The sequence below is a fragment of the Telluribacter humicola genome (assembly GCF_017355935.1).
GTDB classification, from domain to species: domain Bacteria; phylum Bacteroidota; class Bacteroidia; order Cytophagales; family Spirosomataceae; genus Telluribacter; species Telluribacter humicola.
Genome location: NZ_JAFIQT010000002.1, coordinates 666129 through 684194, shown reverse-complemented (window position 1 = coordinate 684194; position 18066 = coordinate 666129). Strand labels below are relative to the sequence as shown.

The 18066-nt window shown below is 48.7% G+C and carries 17 protein-coding genes and 2 pseudogenes; 12 read left to right on the top strand and 7 right to left on the bottom strand.

All coding sequences use genetic code 11. The features are described 5' to 3' along the window. Positions 1–60: 60 nt before the first annotated feature. The 5 genes from JUB14_RS13910 (at position 61) to JUB14_RS13890 (ending at position 4936) form a co-directional block, all read left to right on the top strand. The gene (locus JUB14_RS13910; RefSeq protein ID WP_207506903.1) at positions 61–1485 is read left to right on the top strand and encodes an MBL fold metallo-hydrolase RNA specificity domain-containing protein; all 1425 of its coding nucleotides are present in this window, start codon (positions 61–63) and stop codon (positions 1483–1485) included. A gap of 98 nt (positions 1486–1583) precedes the next feature. Continuing rightward, positions 1584–2537 (top strand): acetyl-CoA carboxylase carboxyltransferase subunit alpha, encoded by a 954-nt coding sequence (locus JUB14_RS13905; RefSeq protein ID WP_207506902.1) that lies wholly within the window; start codon positions 1584–1586, stop codon positions 2535–2537. Between the two features lie 40 nt (positions 2538–2577). After that, positions 2578–3210 carry an HAD family hydrolase gene (locus JUB14_RS13900; RefSeq protein WP_310586142.1) on the top strand — a complete coding sequence of 211 codons (633 nt, stop codon included), beginning with the start codon at positions 2578–2580 and terminating at the stop codon, positions 3208–3210. Continuing rightward, complete coding sequence (locus JUB14_RS13895; protein ID WP_207506901.1) at positions 3200–4339, top strand: site-2 protease family protein; 1140 nt, start codon at positions 3200–3202, stop codon at positions 4337–4339. The genes JUB14_RS13900 and JUB14_RS13895 overlap by 11 nt, the downstream gene beginning before the upstream one ends. A 3-nt stretch (positions 4340–4342) precedes the next feature. After that, positions 4343–4936, top strand: coding sequence for a 1-acyl-sn-glycerol-3-phosphate acyltransferase (locus tag JUB14_RS13890; protein WP_207506900.1), 594 nt, complete (start codon positions 4343–4345; stop codon positions 4934–4936). On the opposite strand, the gene JUB14_RS13885 is transcribed toward JUB14_RS13890, so the two are convergent. The 7 genes from JUB14_RS13885 to JUB14_RS13855 all read right to left on the bottom strand — a co-directional run bounded on the left by JUB14_RS13885 (position 4933) and on the right by JUB14_RS13855 (position 13631). Beyond that, a complete protein-coding gene (locus JUB14_RS13885) occupies positions 4933–6237 on the bottom strand; it encodes a sensor histidine kinase (protein WP_207506899.1) in 1305 nt (434 codons plus the stop codon). The genes JUB14_RS13890 and JUB14_RS13885 overlap by 4 nt on opposite strands. Next, positions 6237–7607: a sigma-54-dependent transcriptional regulator gene (locus JUB14_RS13880; RefSeq protein ID WP_207506898.1), complete on the bottom strand. Its 1371-nt coding sequence runs from the start codon at positions 7605–7607 to the stop codon at positions 6237–6239. Before JUB14_RS13880 ends, JUB14_RS13885 begins: the two co-directional genes overlap by 1 nt. 88 nt (positions 7608–7695) lie before the next feature. Further along, the gene (locus tag JUB14_RS13875) at positions 7696–8862 is read right to left on the bottom strand and encodes an ABC transporter permease (protein WP_207506897.1); all 1167 of its coding nucleotides are present in this window, start codon (positions 8860–8862) and stop codon (positions 7696–7698) included. 60 nt (positions 8863–8922) lie between these two features. Further along, positions 8923–10170, bottom strand: a complete 1248-nt coding sequence (locus JUB14_RS13870) for an ABC transporter permease (RefSeq protein ID WP_207506896.1) — start codon at positions 10168–10170, stop codon at positions 8923–8925. Between the two features lie 41 nt (positions 10171–10211). Then, a complete protein-coding gene (locus JUB14_RS13865) occupies positions 10212–10910 on the bottom strand; it encodes an ABC transporter ATP-binding protein (protein ID WP_207506895.1) in 699 nt (232 codons plus the stop codon). Beyond that, positions 10907–12370 (bottom strand): TolC family protein, encoded by a 1464-nt coding sequence (locus tag JUB14_RS13860; RefSeq protein WP_207506894.1) that lies wholly within the window; start codon positions 12368–12370, stop codon positions 10907–10909. Before JUB14_RS13860 ends, JUB14_RS13865 begins: the two co-directional genes overlap by 4 nt. A 16-nt stretch (positions 12371–12386) precedes the next feature. Further along, positions 12387–13631, bottom strand: coding sequence for an efflux RND transporter periplasmic adaptor subunit (locus JUB14_RS13855; protein ID WP_207506893.1), 1245 nt, complete (start codon positions 13629–13631; stop codon positions 12387–12389). Positions 13632–14054: 423 nt separating this feature from the next. On the opposite strand from JUB14_RS13855, the pseudogene JUB14_RS27700 reads away from it, so the two are divergent. From JUB14_RS27700 to JUB14_RS13825, 7 genes and pseudogenes are all read left to right on the top strand, one after another. After that, positions 14055–14429 (top strand): annotated as a pseudogene (locus tag JUB14_RS27700) (DinB family protein); the annotation flags it as partial. Positions 14430–14735: 306 nt separating this feature from the next. Next, a complete protein-coding gene (locus JUB14_RS13845; RefSeq protein ID WP_229367835.1) occupies positions 14736–14993 on the top strand; it encodes a single-stranded DNA-binding protein in 258 nt (85 codons plus the stop codon). A gap of 73 nt (positions 14994–15066) precedes the next feature. Then, on the top strand, positions 15067–15372 hold the full coding sequence (locus tag JUB14_RS13840; RefSeq protein WP_207506892.1) for a hypothetical protein: 306 nt from the start codon (positions 15067–15069) through the stop codon (positions 15370–15372). A 15-nt stretch (positions 15373–15387) separates the two neighbouring features. Continuing rightward, positions 15388–15576 (top strand): annotated as a pseudogene (locus JUB14_RS28005) (phage integrase N-terminal SAM-like domain-containing protein); the annotation flags it as partial. Beyond that, positions 15553–16170 (top strand): tyrosine-type recombinase/integrase, encoded by a 618-nt coding sequence (locus JUB14_RS13835; RefSeq protein ID WP_207506891.1) that lies wholly within the window; start codon positions 15553–15555, stop codon positions 16168–16170. The pseudogene JUB14_RS28005 and the gene JUB14_RS13835, both read left to right, overlap by 24 nt. Positions 16171–16354: 184 nt before the next feature. Then, positions 16355–17074: a hypothetical protein gene (locus JUB14_RS13830; RefSeq protein ID WP_207506890.1), complete on the top strand. Its 720-nt coding sequence runs from the start codon at positions 16355–16357 to the stop codon at positions 17072–17074. Between the two features lie 215 nt (positions 17075–17289). Next, a complete protein-coding gene (locus JUB14_RS13825) occupies positions 17290–17910 on the top strand; it encodes a dihydrofolate reductase family protein (RefSeq protein ID WP_207506889.1) in 621 nt (206 codons plus the stop codon). The last annotated feature ends 156 nt before the right edge of the window (positions 17911–18066 follow it).

Here is an 18066-nt window from a genome sequence, read left to right as displayed (position 1 = left end):
TGATGTTAATGACATTTAAGTTTAGGTAAATCAGACCTATAATATTGAGTAACCATATATATGAAATTGACGTTTTGGGGAGCCACCCGCCAGGTAACCGGTAGCATGTATCTGCTGGAAGTAGATGACTACCGCATCCTGATAGACTGTGGCTCCGACTTTGATCGCGACGAAAAAGAGAAAGACTTACTTTATCAACAACAAAAAAGCGTTTTCCCGTTCGATGCTTCCCTGATAAATACCGTACTTCTTACCCACGCCCACATTGACCACTCCGGTAACATCCCCAACCTGTACAAAGAAGGATTTGAAGGAAGAGTAGTATGTACTGATCCTACTTACGGACTGACGGCTCTGCTCCTGAAGGATGCGGCCATGCTACACCAGAAGCGCCTGAATACCCAGAATGGCAGTACCAACCGTAAGCGGGGCAAGAAAGCCAAGGTAGTACCGAAGGATTTCTTTCTGGAAAAACAGGTAAACGAAGCGCTTGATAACTTTGTACCCGTGGCCTTTGGCCAGCGCTACCGCATTGCCGACCATGTAGCCGTGACTTATATCCCGGCGGGTCACCTGCTGGGTGCCGCTCATATTTATGTTGAGGTTTGGGAAAATGGGGAGAAAAAGACCTTGTGCTTCTCGGGAGATATTGGTCGCAGAAACTATCCCCTGCTTTTAGATCCGCAGTCGGTCCCACAGGTGGATTACCTCATCTGTGAAAGTACCTACGGCAACCGGTTGCACGAAGATAAACGCTCACCCGAAGTAGCACTGGCCGATGTTATCCAGCGTACCTGTGTCGAGATACCGGGGCGACTGATCATCCCTTCATTCAGCGTAGGCCGTACTCAGGCGCTGCTGTATACGCTCAATCGCTTGTATGTGGAGCACAACCTGCCCCCCATTAAGGTATTCTCGGATAGTCCGCTGGCCTATGGTAGTACCAAGGTGTACCAGAAGCACGTACGGCTGATGAACAAGGAAGCCCGGGAGTTTAAGGAGGATAATGATATGCTCTTTGACTTCGAAAACCTGATCTACCTCGAAAGCACCGATGCCAGCCGTGCTATATCCAACTACAACGAGCCGTGCATCATTATATCATCGTCGGGAATGGTGCAGGGAGGACGCGTAGAGCAGCACGTAGCGGCTAATATTGGTAATCCGTACGCAACTATCCTGATGATCGGGTATGCCTCGGAAGGTACCCTCGGCTGGCGCCTGCTCAACGGTCAGGACAATATCATCATCAAGGGCAAGAAGATGCCGGTCTTGGCGAATATAGAAAAAATTGACGTATTTAGCGGCCACGGAGACCGTGAAGACCTGCTGACATTTGTAAAGAACCAGGATGCCAGTCGCTTGAAGAAGATCTTCCTGGTCCATGGAGAACACCAGAGTATGCTTGATTTTCAGAATACTCTGCACTCAACCGGTTACCAGGAGGTAGCTATACCCGAGCGCGGGCAAACCTTTGAATTATAGTCGGACCGTTGTGTTGTCGGACCACCGAAGTGTCGGACCACCGAAGTGTCGGACCACCGAAGTGGTCGAATCTGTAAGTATCGGACGTAACCTAAATTATGAGAACGTATCTCGATTTTGAAAAACCTATTGCCGAGCTTGAAAGCAAGCTCGCAGAAATGAAAAAGCTGGCTGAGGAAAACAATGTTGACGTGTCGACGGCTACCTCTTCTTTAGAAAGCAGTATTATTACTCTTCGCAGAGAGATTTTTGAAAACCTCACCCGCTGGCAGCGCGTTCAGCTATCACGGCATCCCGATCGCCCCTACACGCTCGACTACATCAAGCTCATGTGCGATGAGTTTATTGAGCTGCACGGCGACCGCCAGATCCGCGACGATCCGGCCATTATTGGTGGATTTGCCAACATCGGCGGCCAGAGCGTACTGCTCCTCGGACAGCAAAAAGGACGCAATACCAAAGAGCGTCAGCACCGTAACTTCGGTATGCCCAATCCCGAAGGGTACCGCAAAGCCCTGCGCCTGATGAAGCTGGCTGAGAAATTTAACAAACCCATCGTTACCCTCATTGATACGCCGGGTGCGTTTCCCGGTCTCGAGGCCGAAGAGCGCGGACAGGGCGAGGCTATTGCCCGCAACCTCAAGGAGATGTTCATGCTGAAGGTACCTGTCATCTGTATCGTGATCGGTGAAGGAGCATCGGGTGGAGCCCTGGGTATCGCCATTGGCGACCGGGTACTGATGCTCGAAAATACCTGGTACTCTGTAATATCTCCTGAGAACTGTTCGACCATCCTCTGGCGTAGCTGGGACTACAAAGAGCAGGCTGCCGAAGCCATGAAAGTAACGGCCCGCGATATGAAGGAAAACAAACTGGTTGATGGTGTTGTTCCTGAGCCGCTGGGAGGTGCCCACCTGGACCACGACCGTATGGCTGAAATCCTGAAAAAGGTGATCCTGGAAGAAATAGCCGAGCTGTCGAAGCTGAGCGCTGAAGAGCGGATCGATCAGCGTATTGAGAAGTTCTGCTCAATGGGTGTGGTCATTGAATAATAAGAACATAGTATTAACCTAAGAAGTAATATCAGGAGCTGTGCAAGAACAAATAAAGAATATCATTTTCGATCTGGGAGATGTAATCATTAACATAGATGTTCCGCTGGCAGCCCGGTCATTTGCCGAACTATGCGGGCAGGAGGAAGCCGAAGTCATTGAGCTATTCAGGGAGAAGGATCTTTTCCGGCAGTTTGAGACGGGGGAGCTTGACGAAGCCGCTTTCCGATCGTATGTACGCCAGATCCTGAAAAAGGAAGACTGGGACGACGCTACGATCAACAAAGCCTGGAACACCCTGCTCCTGGACATCCCTCCGGCCCGCATAGAACTTCTTCAAAAGCTGCGTGAGCGGTATAATTTATTCCTGCTCAGCAACACCAGTCCTATCCATATTACAGAAGTCAACGCTATTCTGGAAAAGGCTTCGGGAGTACCCCGCCTTGACGAGCTATTTAACAAGCTGTTTCTTTCCTACGAAATGGGTGTCATGAAACCCGATCATGCTATTTATCTGAAGGTACTGGAAGAAGCCGGTATCAAGGCTGAAGAAACGCTATTCCTGGATGACAATGCCGCTAATATCCAGGCTGCTTCTGAGCTTGGCATCCATACCATCCACGTCCAGAAACCAACTACCATACTGGACTACCTGAAAGACTATGTCGCCTAATACCCGTACCTACCTGATCCAGGGACTCCTGTTTGTTGTTACCATTATAACAACCACGCTCGCTGGAGCAGAGTGGATATTCGGGAATTTGTTTGTATACGTGGATAACCCTCTGAGATGGTCTCATTTCCTGCAGGGGTTCCACTTCTCCATCCCTTTTCTGTTTATCCTCACCGTACACGAGTTTGGCCATTATTTTACGGCCAAAGCGCATCAGGTAGGAGTAACGCTTCCGTACTACATCCCCATCTGGTTCGGAATTACGCAGAGCATAGGTACCATGGGCGCCTTTATCCGCATTACCTCCATCGTTCGCTCACGTAAGAAGTTTTTTGATATTGGTATCGCCGGACCATTAGCCGGCTTTGTGGCGGCCCTGGGAGTACTATGGTACGGATTTACGCACCTACCTCCGCCGGAGTATATTTTTACCATTCACCCCGAATACGAGCGCTACGGATTCAGCTATCCACAGTTTGCATACGAAAATGCGGCCGGTAACCTTCGGTTGGGTGATAACATTCTTTTCTGGCTGTTTAAGACGTACGTGGCTGATCCGGCCTTGCTGCCCCACCCCAACGAAATAGTGCATTACCCGTACCTGTTTGCGGGTTATCTGGCGCTATTCTTTACTTCTCTTAACCTCATTCCTATTGGTCAGTTGGATGGCGGCCATATCCTGTACGGCCTGCTGGGCCGGAAGCGGTTCAGTGCCATTGCTCCGGCTCTGTTCGTTCTATTTGCGACCTATGCCGGCCTGGGGCTATTTCGTCCGGAAGAGTTCTCGGTACCCGATGATGAGGAGTTTTTCACACTGCTGGCCTACCTGTTCTTCTATATTTACTTTCTGTACATCTGTCTGGGAAAGGTTGCTGACAATCCACGCACCGCGCTCATGCTGAGCCTAATGATTGTGCTGGTACAGTTTGCCCTGGCTTTCCTCCGCCCCGAGTGGGATGGTTATCCGGGCTTCCTGCCGTTTATATTTATTCTGGGCAGGTTTTTAGGCGTGTATCATCCCGAAACGGAGCAGAATGAACCTTTGGGTATAGCACGAATCATATTGGGTTGTCTGGCTTTGCTCGTCTTTATCATCTGCTTTAGTCCAAAGCCTTTTGTGATCATATAGCCTATGTTGCGATCACTCATTGCCTATATCTTTCGAATTGCGGGTTGGAAAGTAGTAGGTCCACCTCCCCATCAAGTACCAAAAGCAATTTGGGTAGTTATACCCCATACCTCTAACTGGGATTTTCTGGTGGGTCTGGGTACACGGGCAACTCTCAAAATCTGGATTGGGTACCTGGCTAAGCAGGAGCTTTTCAAGTGGTACTCAGGCTGGTTGTTCCGGGCACTTGGAGGCTATCCGGTAGATCGTTCCAGAAATAAGAACCAGGTAGATGCGGTAGTAGAAACCTTCCGAAACAATAGTTCGATGCATATCTCACTGGCTCCCGAAGGTACCCGTTCGGATGTAGCGCGGATCAAGACCGGTTTTTACTTTATGGCCCTGGGCGCCGAAGTACCCCTTATACCGGTCGTCTTCGACCATAAAAGTAAGACCGTGACGGTACGTTCGCCCCTGTACCTGACTGGTAACTATCAACAGGATATGCGGGAGCTATACGACTTCTACCTCTCCGCGGATAGTATCCATAAATCCTGGCTACAAGAATACAAACGCACAGGTAATATCCCCGAACCGGGACGCTCCTCCTCTAACTAATCAAGCTCCCTATGTAGGTCAATGGTGAACTCCGTCCAGCTGTCGGGCTTGGAACGCAGGGAGAAGGTGTAGCCATGATTGAGCAGGATATCACGGGTAAGGGTGAGGCCTATGCCCTGTCCGTCGGGCTTGGTACTGAAGAAAGGATTAAAAAGCTGGGACTCTACGGCCACGGGTATTGGTATACCATTATTACGGATTACGATTCTGTACTCTGATACCGCGACCCGGATTTCATTCCCGCTCTCGCAGGCTTCCATGGCATTCTTAAAAACGTTGACCAGTACCTGCTCGATTTGTCCCCTATCCAGTGCAACCTGAATACTTGAATCGACACTTGAAGTCTTTATAACTACACCACGTTGCGCAGCCATGGGTTGCATAAACAGGGCCACATCCATGATCAGCTTGTTCAGGTCGGTCAGTTCACGATGGGGCAGCGGCAAACGTACTACATCCGCAAAGTTGCGCATAAAGCGGCTCAACTGTCGGTTGCGTTCGGTAGCAATACGCAGGGCATCTTTCAGCTCCTTATACTCCTCGTCGGGCAGGTAGCTGAGGGTAGTCTGAATGATGGAATCCGTGGCTCCCATGGTATTGTTGACCTCGTGGGCCATCATCCGGATCACCTTGCCGTAGGCCTTTTTCTCTGACTCAAGTATATCCGCCGTCAGTTCTTCCACCATCAGGAAAGATCTGCGGAAGCCCCGGTCCATGAAGTGCGAGCGCTGTACTTTGTAGGTCTCTACCCCGTTATTTTTGATGGTGCGTGACTGACCATCCTGGATGCCGGCCAATTGATTCAATATGGGAGTCTCCAGCTCATCCAGCCCCTTTCCCTCACAATCGAGCCCCCCCAGGCTCAGCATAGATCTGGCGCGGCTGTTGACAGTCGTAATCTTTTCGTCAAAGTCCAGGATCAGGATAGCGATGGGTGATGCTTCAATCAGCTTTTCGAGAAAGTAGTGCTGCTCGTTAAGTTTTGTACGCTCCAGTCGGAGTTGATCAATCATAAGGTTATACACATTGATCAGTACATCTATCTCGCTCTTACCTGAAGGTACAAACTTGATGGTAAAATCGCGATCCTTGATCGCCTCGATGCCCGCCCGTACAAACTCGATGGGCCGTAGAAAATCGCGGTAGATCTGAATGGAGGCGAGAATCGAAAGTACCAGTAGTACCTCAGAAGCGATAAACAGGAGTTGATCTTCCTTGAGCCAGTTGAACGTCAGAAAGATGAGCGCCGCGTGCAGGAGGACAACAAACAGGATGTAACGGGTACGGAGAGAAAACTTCATCAACTTTCTGAATCGTAAGAGATACCGAACTTCTCAAGTCGGCGGTACAGGGCAAATCGGGTAATACCCAGCGAACGGGCGACCTTGGATACTTTATTGTGGTGAAAATCCATAGCCCGCCGGATCATCTGGTACTCGATCTCCTCTAGCGTCATGGTACCTACCTCGGGCAGCGACTTCTGCACGGAAGGTACCGGGCCGGAGGTAAGGTTACGCTGAAATTCTGCCGCTTCAAGCAAGTCCTGGTTAGATAATAGTACCGTCCGCTCCACGATATTCTTCAACTGCCGGATGTTGCCTGGTAGCTGCAGGGTAGCCAGCCACTTCATAGCGGCGGGACTGATTCGGAGGTTAGGCCGCTCGTAGATGGTCTTCAGGTTATTAACAAAAGACTCTGCCAGTACCGGTATATCGTCGGGGCGCTCGCGCAGAGCGGGTAGTTTTACAGTAATAAGGTTGATACGATAAAAAAGATCTTCCCGAAAAGTACCCTGCGCTACCATTTCTTCAAGATTCCGGTTCGTGGCGCACACTACCCGTACATCTACCGTCCGGCTCTTACTGCTTCCCAGTGGCTCGAAGGTACGCTCCTGCAATACGCGCAGTAGTTTCACCTGACTTGACAGATCCAGTTCTCCTATTTCATCCAGAAAAATAGACCCCTTGTGCGCCATTTCAAAACGCCCGATCCGATCCGACTTGGCATCGGTAAAGGCCCCCTTGACGTGACCGAAGAGCTCACTTTCAAACAGTGTTGACGATATACCTCCCAGATTGACCTTGATAAACGGCCGCTGGCGACGCTTACTGTTGAGGTGAATGGCCTCGGCGATGAGTTCTTTACCCGTACCACTCTCGCCCGTAATCAATACCGGTGCTTCGGTATTGGCAATGCGCCCGATGGTTTCGAGAATGTCGAGGAGCTTCGGGTCATTACCTACTATGTGTTCAAACTGGTACTGTTTGTCTAGTTTGGCGCGCGTAGCTGATTGGGGCTTCTGATTGGCCAGGTTCAGCGCCGTTCGCACCGACTGCAGCAGGTGCTCGTTTTGCCAGGGCTTCGTAATAAAATCACGCGCTCCCACTTTCATACCCTGCACTGCCAGGTCTATGCTCCCCCAGCCCGTAATCAGGATGACAGGAATAGCTGGGTACTTGCCGCGGATGATACCCAGTAGCCGCATCCCCTCCTCCCCTGACGTCTCGATGGAGAAGTTCAGGTCCAGAACGATCAACTCAGGGGTATTACTTCGCAAAAAGTCAAGGGTTTCGGTGGGTGAGCCACAGCTTTTTACGTCAAACCCCTCCTTCCTGAACAACAGTGTCATGGAGGTACGGATCGCTATATCGTCATCAACTATGAGGAGCATCGGGTTGTAATGTATAATTGATAATGTAGAATGTATAATTGCTGGCTGCTTTGTCCACCATTATACATTCTACATTATTCATTCTTAATTATTCAGCGTGCAGCGCCACCGCCGGGTGGATCCGCGATGCCTGCTGACTGGGATACCAGGCGCAGAGGGTTACGATGAGGTACACCACGCCCATTGCCAGCGCCATGGCCACTACATAGATACCACCCGCTATATCAAACACATGGAGCAGCGGAAACTGTACTGCAAACAACAGGCCCAGCAGCATACTGATGGTAGCCAGTACCCATATCTCACCCAGGAACTGACGGGTTACGGCCTTTTCGGTCGCTCCCATGGCCCGGCGCAGACCGATTTCGTCCTTGCGCTTGGCTATGTTGAGGTTTAGGATTCCGAAAAGTCCCAAAGCCACGTTTACCAGCAGAAAGCTACAAATAACCAGGAATATAACCACAGGTACCAGCGTCAGTGAATGCTGATTTTTGCGGGAATCGGTCATGTAGGTGACCTCCACGTTCCAGTCCTTGACCATACCGGCTATGTCTCTTACCAGTTTGGCTTCAAAGTTAGCATCGGTACCGGGCTTTACTTTCAGGATAAATTCTTTTTCCCAGGCGTTTTTATCCTTAATAAACGTAAACAGTCCTGGTTCATCACTCATAAATTCGCCTTTCGCTTTATAGTTATCCACCACTCCCACTACCCGCCAGAATGACTTGTCATCCCGCTTCACCAGCTTGCCTATTGGGTTTTCAGTACCAAACAGTTTCTCGCGGGTAGCATTGTTGATCACAATGGGTTCGTGCTTTGCCACCGCATCGGCTTTGTTAAACCAGCGACCTGCTGCAACAGGCAGGTTCATTGTTGTGGCGTAGTTTTCATCCACCGGATAAAAGTTAGTGAGTGTGCTGACATCCTTATAGCTGACCGAATTATTCATCGTATTCATCGAAAAGGGGGTATTTGAGCCCGTACGGGTCACCTCCTCCACTTCCGAGTACTGGTTCAGTCGCTGGATGATGCTGGCTACTTTATCGCCAACAGCTACGGTATCCTGGTTGTTGGACAGATTCAGTACCCAGCGGTCTTCGTAGTCGAAGCCAATTGGCTCCATGTAGTTGCGGACGTTGTACACGATCAGCGACAACACGCCGAATAAGACCATAAAGGAAGCCCAGATCTCCACCATCAGCAGCGAGTGCGCCCTCTTTTTATTCCATATTAATTTAAATAAATGCCGGATCATAGTAGGTGTTAGTTATTAGGTGTTAGCTATTAGCTTCTTAACACACGGTGATTAATGGATTTACGCTTTGAGCGCATCTATAATTTTCATTTTAGACATACGCATGGCGGGTAGTACTCCTGATAGCAGTCCAAATACCAGACATACCCCCATACTGACCGCAAAGACGTTGAAGTTGATGGTCAGGTCGGCGTAGGCAATCCAGCCGCTGGTATTGATGAGCTGAATGATCAGGAAGGACAGCAACAGGGCCAGGAGTCCGCCGATAAACGTGATGAAGATATTCTCGATGATGAACTGCCACAGCAGGGCGCGTGACGGTGCACCGAATGACTTACGTACCCCTATCTCCGAAGCCCGCTCCAGGATACGGCTCACGTTTACATTCACCAGATTGATAGCGGGCAGCCCCATCACCATCAGCATGATCAGTCCTATGATAGTGTAGAATATGGCTTTACGGGAATCAGCATCCTGAAAGAAGGTACTTATAAAATCATCCAGGTACTGGTTGGCCTCGACTTTAACGATATGGAACTTAAAGCCATTTTCGGTACCCGGCAAAGGAATCCGGCTCACGGCACTGTTAAATTCTTCCTGGATAGCGGGTATATCCGTTTTATCCTTAGCCAGTACTATCGCCATGTAGCCCCCTCTTAAACCAGCCCCCTGGTAGTTGCTCTTAGGTGCGGTATACGGAAAGTACACATCTCCATAGGTGTACGGACGTGTAGCCGGGCTCCCCTTAATAACACCGATAATCCGGTAGTTTATATTTTCGATATCAATACTTTTGCCTATAACCGACTCATCGGTGTCTTCAAAGTACTGTTTCCGGAGATCGTCGGTAATCACCACCACCTGTTCTCCATTAGCAATATTCTGATCGTTAAAGGGCTTCCCTTCCAGAAACTGGAAGTCTGTCACATACCAGAAGTCTGCGTCGGTGTACTTGGTGTTCAGCTTGATGCGCTTGCCATTGATATAGGTATTGGCAAAGCCAAACATGGTAGATATACCCACCCGCTCCGGAGTCTTGAGGGTTTTGGCGTATTCCTTCAGAAACTTGTAGCTCACCGGCCCCATATTGCGGCCATTCTGGGAGGTATCCTGCTGCATCATGCGGGTAATGTACAGGGAGCGGTCGCGTTTGCCTTCGGGGTAGTGCGTCCCGAACAGGTGGTCCAGGAAGGAGGTAAGTACCATCAGTACCGTGAGGGTAAGGCTAATGCCAAACAGAGTGATGAATGTATAGAAAGGATGCCGTAGCAACACTTTCCAGGCTATTTTTATATAGTTTAAGATCATGGCTTTTGTAGCTGTTAGGTAGTAGTTTTATCTATTAGTTGCTACACACCAGTAGCCAGGTTAGTAGATAGTACTGAATCCGTTACCTGGGTACCGTCGAAGAGGCGAATCAGGCGGTGGGTCCGTTTGGCCATCGCTTCGTCGTGTGTTACCATCACAATGGTAGCTCCTTCTTTATTGAGGTTCTGCAGGATGCTCAGGATCTCATTCCCCATGGCGCTGTCCAGGTTTCCGGTAGGTTCATCGGCCAGGATGATCTCGGGCTTACCTACAATGGCGCGGGCAATGGCTACGCGCTGCTTTTGTCCGCCCGATAACTCCTTCGGGAAGTGCTTCATGCGGTTACTCAACCCTACTTTTTCCAGAGCCTCCTGCGCCAGTTCGCGACGCTCCCGGGCCGAGCCCTTACGGTACAGCAGCGGTATCTCCACGTTATCCAGTACTGACAGGTCGCTGATCAGGTGAAAGCTCTGGAATATAAAGCCCAGCTTCTCGTTGCGCAGGCGCGCCAGCGCCTTGTCCTGGTATTTGTCTACGGTACTACCGGCTATTTCCACCGTACCCTTCGAAGGCTCGTCGAGCAGCCCCATGATGTTGAGCAGGGTACTCTTGCCGCAGCCGGATGGTCCCATGATGGACACAAACTCGCCCTTGCGGATGTGGATGTTGACGTTGTTCAATGCGAGTGTTTCGATGGAGCTGGTCCGGTACACTTTCTCGATGTTCTGTAGTTTGATCATGGCTGGTACTTGATTTTTTGGTTTAGTTCAAAGTCGTAAAGGGTGAGTAATCGTAAGGTATAGTAGGCCTGCCAGTAGTCCCGCAGGGCCAGTATGTAGTCACGCCGGGCGCGGTCTTTTTCCTGCGTGGCGATGCCCAGGTCCGTCACACTCAGGTTGCTCAGTATAAAGCGCTCCTGGGCGATCTGGTACCGGTTGGCTGCGATCTGATCGGCCAGGGCGGTGAGCTTTACCTGCTTTTGCAGCATCTGTAGAAGCGTCACCTGGGTGAATATTTCCTGCTCAAAGGTAAGCTTGTTCTGGGCTACCGACTGCTGGGCCAGCTCCTGGTTGGCCTTGGCTACTTCGGTACGGGCCTGGTTGCGGCCCCAGGTCATGATAGGTACCGTAAACTGCACCTCCACAAACTCCCGGTCCTGCGGCCGCTGGTATACGTCGGTCGGGCGGGCGCCGCGGTTAGACAGTCCAAAAGCCACATTAAGCGAGGCATTGATTCCGTTTTCCTTTTTTGCCTTGTTCACGTCGCGCTCCGCTTCCAGCAAGGTTCTCTGGAAAAGGATAGCATCGGAACGATTCGCGAAAGCCTCCGCCAGAGCCATCTGGGGGTCTACTTCAATATCATTCATCTCCTTGGGAATTTCCAACTGCAGCTCGCGCTCGTCCCGCGAATTGAGGTACATTTTAAGGCGGAGCGAGGCTACCGCCGCGGCCTGCCGGGATGAAGCCAGGTCTTTCTGAGCGGTCAGTACGCCCATCTGCAGTTGCAGCAGGTCGTTCTGTGATATCTTGCCGAGTTCCAGGCGCTGCTGCGCTATTTTATAGAGTGTATCGTTGTTGCTCAGGTTCTTTTCAGCTATTTGTAGATTTACCTGCGCCACCAGTAGCTCAAAGTATAAGTCCGTAGCAGTAAGGGCTACCTGCTCGAGCGATTCGATAAACTGCTGATTCCCTTCCTGGTACTTCAAGGGCTCGATCCGGCGCTCCCACTTCATGGGGTTGAAGCGTAGCAGCGGCTGGTTGAGGCCAATGGCGAAGGGTATACCGTTGTAAAGCGTGTTGTTACGGGCAAAGTCATCAAAACGCTGCAACTGCTGCTGCACGAATACAGTACCTCCCGTCATGGGCAGGCTCTGACTCAGCGCCAGGTTCAGCATAGAGTTGTTGTTGGAAACCGGCTGAAACGATATGGTACCATCAGGTTGAAGAACCTCCACAAACGAGCGGGTAAAACCGGGCAGGGTACCATTAAGACTGAGTTGGGGCTTGTAGTCCGCCAGGAACGAGCGGTACTGCCAGTAGTTGTTTTTCTTCTGGGTAGTAGCCTGCTTGGCTGCAATAGACTGCTCACGGGCCAGATCCACGACCTGGTGCAGGCCGAGGCGCTGCGTCTGAGCCAGGAGCTCAACGGGTGCCCACAGTAGCCCCAGCAACACCAGAATAAGGAGTAGAAAGTTTTTCATGGCTAAGAGCGCAGGGTTAGATGATGTCCAGTTCTGACAGGTGCTCAAACTGACTCAGGTCAGTCAGGATTACCTTTTCGCCCGCCTGTACTCCACTCTTGATTTCTACGTAATCGAAATTGGAAAGCCCTACCTCTACCTCCCGGCGCTGAGCCTTACCCCCATTCATCACGAATATAAACTGCCGGCGCTTGCCCTTGAAAGCTGGCCCGTTGGCTACCCGCAGGCTGCGTGGACTACGCTCAGTCACCACGAATACCTCCACTTTCATATTGGGACGTAATGACGCATTCTGAGCATCATCCAGCTGAACTACAAACTCCACCACCCCATTCTTCACCACCGGCTTGATCTGCGTGATGGAACCACGGAGTGTCGTTTCATTAAGTTTGATTATGACGGGCAGGGCCGCTTTTAATTGATCGGAGTACACGTCCGAGCAGGAGCCTTCGATGCGGAAGCTACCCAGGTCGGCCACCTTGGCCAGCATCTCTCCTTCGTTCACCGACGAACCGATATTTTCATTCACCCAGGTTAGTACTCCCTTACGGTCGGCAATGATGTCGGCCATACGTAGCTTGTGCTGCATTTCTTTCAGGCTCTTTTCCTCAATCTGGGCACTGAGCTGGGTTTCGCGGAGGCTGGACCCCATGGACTCGCGGTTGTAGGTAAGATCGTTTTCGAGTTGCTTTTTTTCCAGTTCCGCGATGCGCAGTGCGTTCTCGGCCCGGGTTACATCTTCGGCGGTGCCCCCTCCTACTTTCTGCAGGCGTTTGGCATCTTCGTAGTCGGCACGAAGCTTGTTGATGTTTAGTGATTTGATCTTATCGTTGATCTCGGCGTCATACAGGTTTTTGTTGAGCTTCATCCGGAGTTGATCGATGCTGTTGCGCTTGAGCGCCAGCTGATCCTGCATTTTCTCAAATTCGATCAGGGTAAACGACTTGTCCAGTTCCACAATGGCCTGACCAGGAGCTACCTGTGTGCCGGGTGTAAGCAGGATGCGCTTGATGCTGGCTTTGATGGGGCTGGTGATGATCTGCTCAAAGGCGGGTATGACTTCGCCCGAGGCCGTCAGGGTATTCTCGACATCACCTACCTCCACCGTAGCGGTGCGGATGCGGGAGGCTTCAATGGAGCTGCGTAGGGAGTTACGGAAAGCATACACGACGGTAAGCAGGGCCACCAGAGCTACGGCGCCCACCAACCAGCGTCGGCTTCTCTGTTTTTTAAGGTACTCGGGGGCTACTTCTCGATCCATGGCTAAGGCGGGGTTATTTCGTGAAAATTTTCATGGCTAATACCCTTATAGATATACCATTGCCGTGCCAAAAGTTAAGTTATTGCATTACAGACACTTACATAATACATAAAAAGAAAAAACCGTGCGGTTTCGCACGGTTTGTGTGATTTGGAACGGGAGAGTTAAGTGAATATAGGCATTGATAAAGAAAAGAGTTGTCACCTCTCAGGAAGCAGTAAATTTACGATAATGATAAATTTTATCCTGCCTAGTTCCAGGCGATATAAACTTTTCCTTATGTTTCGGTAACATTCACGAAACAGCATTGAAACAGGCGGTATGCGTATCATTCAGCGGCTTATTCAGGAGGTAGCTACCGCCCGAGCGAGATACCTCGATCAATTGGACAGAATTTCGGATGACTAGGCCCGGTGGAAACCAGCCCCTGATCGCTGGAACCTCATCGAAATTACTGAGCATCTTTTCTGGGCCGAACAGGGAGGTATTAATGGCATGTGGAAGACCCTGCACGCTATCAGGGGGGGTACTATGGAACGAAAGTATGAGTCCAATCACAGGGAGATGCCCATTGAACAGGTTATCCAACTTACCTGGCAGCCGAAGGAGCAGGTACCAGCAGTGGCGGTTCCCCGGTTTGGAGGGCCTATGTTATTCTGGAAATCTTCACTTCACAGTTTGCAGGAAGTATTGGATACCTTTGGAGAGGACTTAAAGGAAGACGAGCTACGCGTACAGGCTCATCCTCACCCTATTTTGGGAGCCCTGGATTTTCAGCAGCGGCTGGAATTTTTGTGATTTCATATAGACAGGCATAAGGGGCAGGTCACCAAGCTGCTGGAATCTATGAATGGTTTGTGACGGCTTTCTGATACCGCCGTTGCTGGTGTTTTTCACCTGCGACCAACTACTAAGTACCTCTTTCGCCGGTGATAACACCGGCAAAGGCTAAAAGAAACCAGTAAAGGCTAGAAAGTTTACCGTAGGATAAATTTTTGGGACGGGTGTGCCCGGAGACGATTCTTTTTAGTATGTTAATGGCATCTTTTTCCGGGCCGGATATTCAAAACCTATCTTTTATTTAAATACCTAACTATCTACCCCATGCGCGGCCTCAATAAAGTAACTCTTATTGGGAATCTAGGGAATGATCCAGAAGTCCAAAAGTTACAGGATGGAGTGACTGTAGCAAAGTTTTCGCTAGCAACAACTGAATCGTATAAAGACGCGAAGGGGCAGACACATAGTACCACAGACTGGCATTCCATAGTTCTTTGGCGTGGCCTGGCTGAACTGGCTGAAAGGTACCTGCGCAAGGGGAGCCTGATCTACGTAGAGGGTAGACTTAAAACGCGCTCTTAAGACGATAAGGAAGGCAACAAACGCTAGGTGACCGAAATAATAAGTGATCAGATAATTATGCTTGACAAACGAGATGAATCGTAGTACTCTTCCCGCTTCTGCTTTTGAGGTACCAGCCGAATGGAATTTTGATACCGTTAACCACCATAACCAACCTATTATTCTCATTCGTTTTGAGTATAGTGCCGAATTAAATACCCGAGTGCGGAGCTTGCAGGGAGCACGCTGGAGCCGCACTCTCCAGTCCTGGTACCTACGAGACATTCCCGCCAATCGTCAGTTGCTTGGCATACAATTACCGATGGCCGGTAAGGAAGTACTCAGCCAAATTCACCCAGTCAATCAGGAAGCTCTTCAGCGATTCATCGAAACGCTGTAACTCAAAGCATACAGCGAAAGTACCCTCAGGACCTACCGGAATGAGTTTGCACAGTTGCTGTACGTTCTGAAAGCCACTCCAGCCGAGTCCCTGGATGCGGGGCGTCTACGCAGCTATTTCCTGTACTGTACAACTACCCTGAAACTATCTGAGAACACATTGCACAGCCGGATCAACGCGGTGAAATTTTTTTATGAGCATGTACTAAAGCGGGAAAAGTTTTTCTTTGAAATACCACGGCCTAAGAAACCATCTATTCTCCCTAAAACTATTCATGCTGATGATATAAAGCGCCTATTTGAAGTAACAACAAACCTAAAGCATAATACGATGCTAAAACTCTGCTATGGAATGGGACTGCGAGTAAGCGAAATTGTGAATTTAAAAATTACGGACATTGACAGTAAGAAGATGCAAGTGTTTATTGAGCGAGCAAAGGGTAAAAAGGATCGTTATGTTAACTTGCCGGAAAGTATTTTGGTGCAGTTCCGCACTTACTTCAAAGAATATCGACCTAATAAATATCTATTTGCAGGCCAGTATGGAGAACAATATAGTATTAGAAGTGTCCAAAAGGTATTTTCAACTGGTCTCAAAAGAGCAGGTATAAACAAAGTAGTGGGCATACATGGCCTTAGGCATAGTTATGCGACCCATCTTTTAGAACGGGGAACTGATATTTCATATATACAAAATCTGCTGGGCCACAATGACATAAAAACCACCTTGCGATACACGCATGTCAGTAAAAAAAGTATTCAAAATATTAAAAGTCCGCTGGATACAATGGATCAGTAAGTGTATCGGAATAGTACGCGTTTTGCATTGTTGAAATGGGCAAATGTTAAAATAATACAATAAATTGTAATTTCATTAACCCATAAAGCGATAATTCACTTAGTAATGTGCTATTTTTCTAAGCAGGTGAATTACAAATAGTATATAATAAATATTCGTATATTAACACGTTATATGCCACTTTATGAAGACCGAGCAGTACGACATAAAGACTAACATCGAGATTGGAAAACAATTTTTTGAGAACCTACCTAATGACATACGACCTGGTTGGGCAGGACTTATTTTATCACGCTTTGACACTTACATTCAGGACGTTCCGGCATCAATTCTTGAACTATATCCAATCGTTGACAACAAAGACCGTTGGAAAGAAGCACACGGACAGTTTAATAAAATCAGACGCTTTCTACTTGACAACAAAAACTATCAGCCCGAAGCATATTTACTTTTAGCAGAACTTGTTGCCAAAGTGACTTACAATGCTTCGGGACAACCTGCACCTTTTGACAGCGACAGTGGACACTACATTGCAAGTTTTGCTTTTAAAGCGACAGAACATTTTGACGACAACAGACTTGAAGAAGAAGTAAAGTCTGCAATCCTCTTATTCAGTCGTAACAAAAAGTTCAAGGACAACTTAAACGCCGCCAAGGACTTTTTACTTTATAAAAAAATTGACGACATACTTTGGTTTGACTGGGATCCGATTGGCATCAACGACCTTGCCCCAAGAGACGAATATCAAAGCTATGTGCCTGAAATTTTTGGACTGATTAAAGCAGGTGCAGACAGACAGCAAATTGCTGAGCAACTTTTCAAGTTGGAAACGGACAATATGGGATTGGGCGGCTCAATGGAAAATTGCTTGACTGTTGCGGAAAAGATATTAAATGCCAAGTGACCAAAGCGGCATATAACAGCGGTTTGCTGCAATACAGGCTGACGAATAAAAATCAACAACAAATCGCTATTTTGCTATAGAACAAAGGCTAAGCTGACGGAACATGAAATGCCTGTACTGACAGCAAGCCGATAAACGTTAGCGGTCATTGTAAAGCGACAGTCAAAACATTTTAAACTGACAGACAAAAGCCAAACAAAAAAAGAAATAAACTAGTGAGCAAAATAATATTTGACAGCGGAATTTCACTTGACGGTTTTTTCGCAGGAGATAACAGAAGCCCCAAAAATCCTATGGGTGGAGTTTCAGGACAAATCCATTCGTGGATGTTTAATCAAAAAGCTTTTTGGGAATATCTAGGGTTTGAAGGAGGAAAAGAAGACGGTGCAGACGGAAAATACATTAGAGAAACAATCGCAAGAACAGGTGCATTTATAATGGGTAAACGAATGTTTGAAGAAGGCGAAGCAAGTTGGCCAAATGACTTATACAAAGCAGACGTATATGTATTAACTCACGAAATACGAGAACCTTGGGTACAAGAAGGTACGACAACGTTTTACTTTATAAATGACGGAATAGAAAATGCTTTGGACAAAGCAAGACAATCCGCAAAAGGAAAGGACATAAGAATACAAGGTGGTGCAAACACCATCCAACAGTTTTTGAATGCCGGACTCATAGACGAGTTTTTCATTCACATTGCACCAGTTTTTTTAGGTAGCGGTATCCGCCTGTTTGAAGGTATTGACAAAGACAAATATGACATGCAAATTTCAGAAGTTATACCATCCGACTTGACAACTCATTTGAGATATAAACTGATAAAAAAATAAAAACAACGAACCGCTAACAGGAGCTTTGCAATAGTGGGGCTGACGAACATAAGCGCAAGTTCAGTTTTCCAATTTGGCTTTTGTGCAAGGTTGAGCTGACGGAATTCTATCTCCCCACCATCGCAAAGCCCTGTACGTTGTGTGTAACCCAATCAT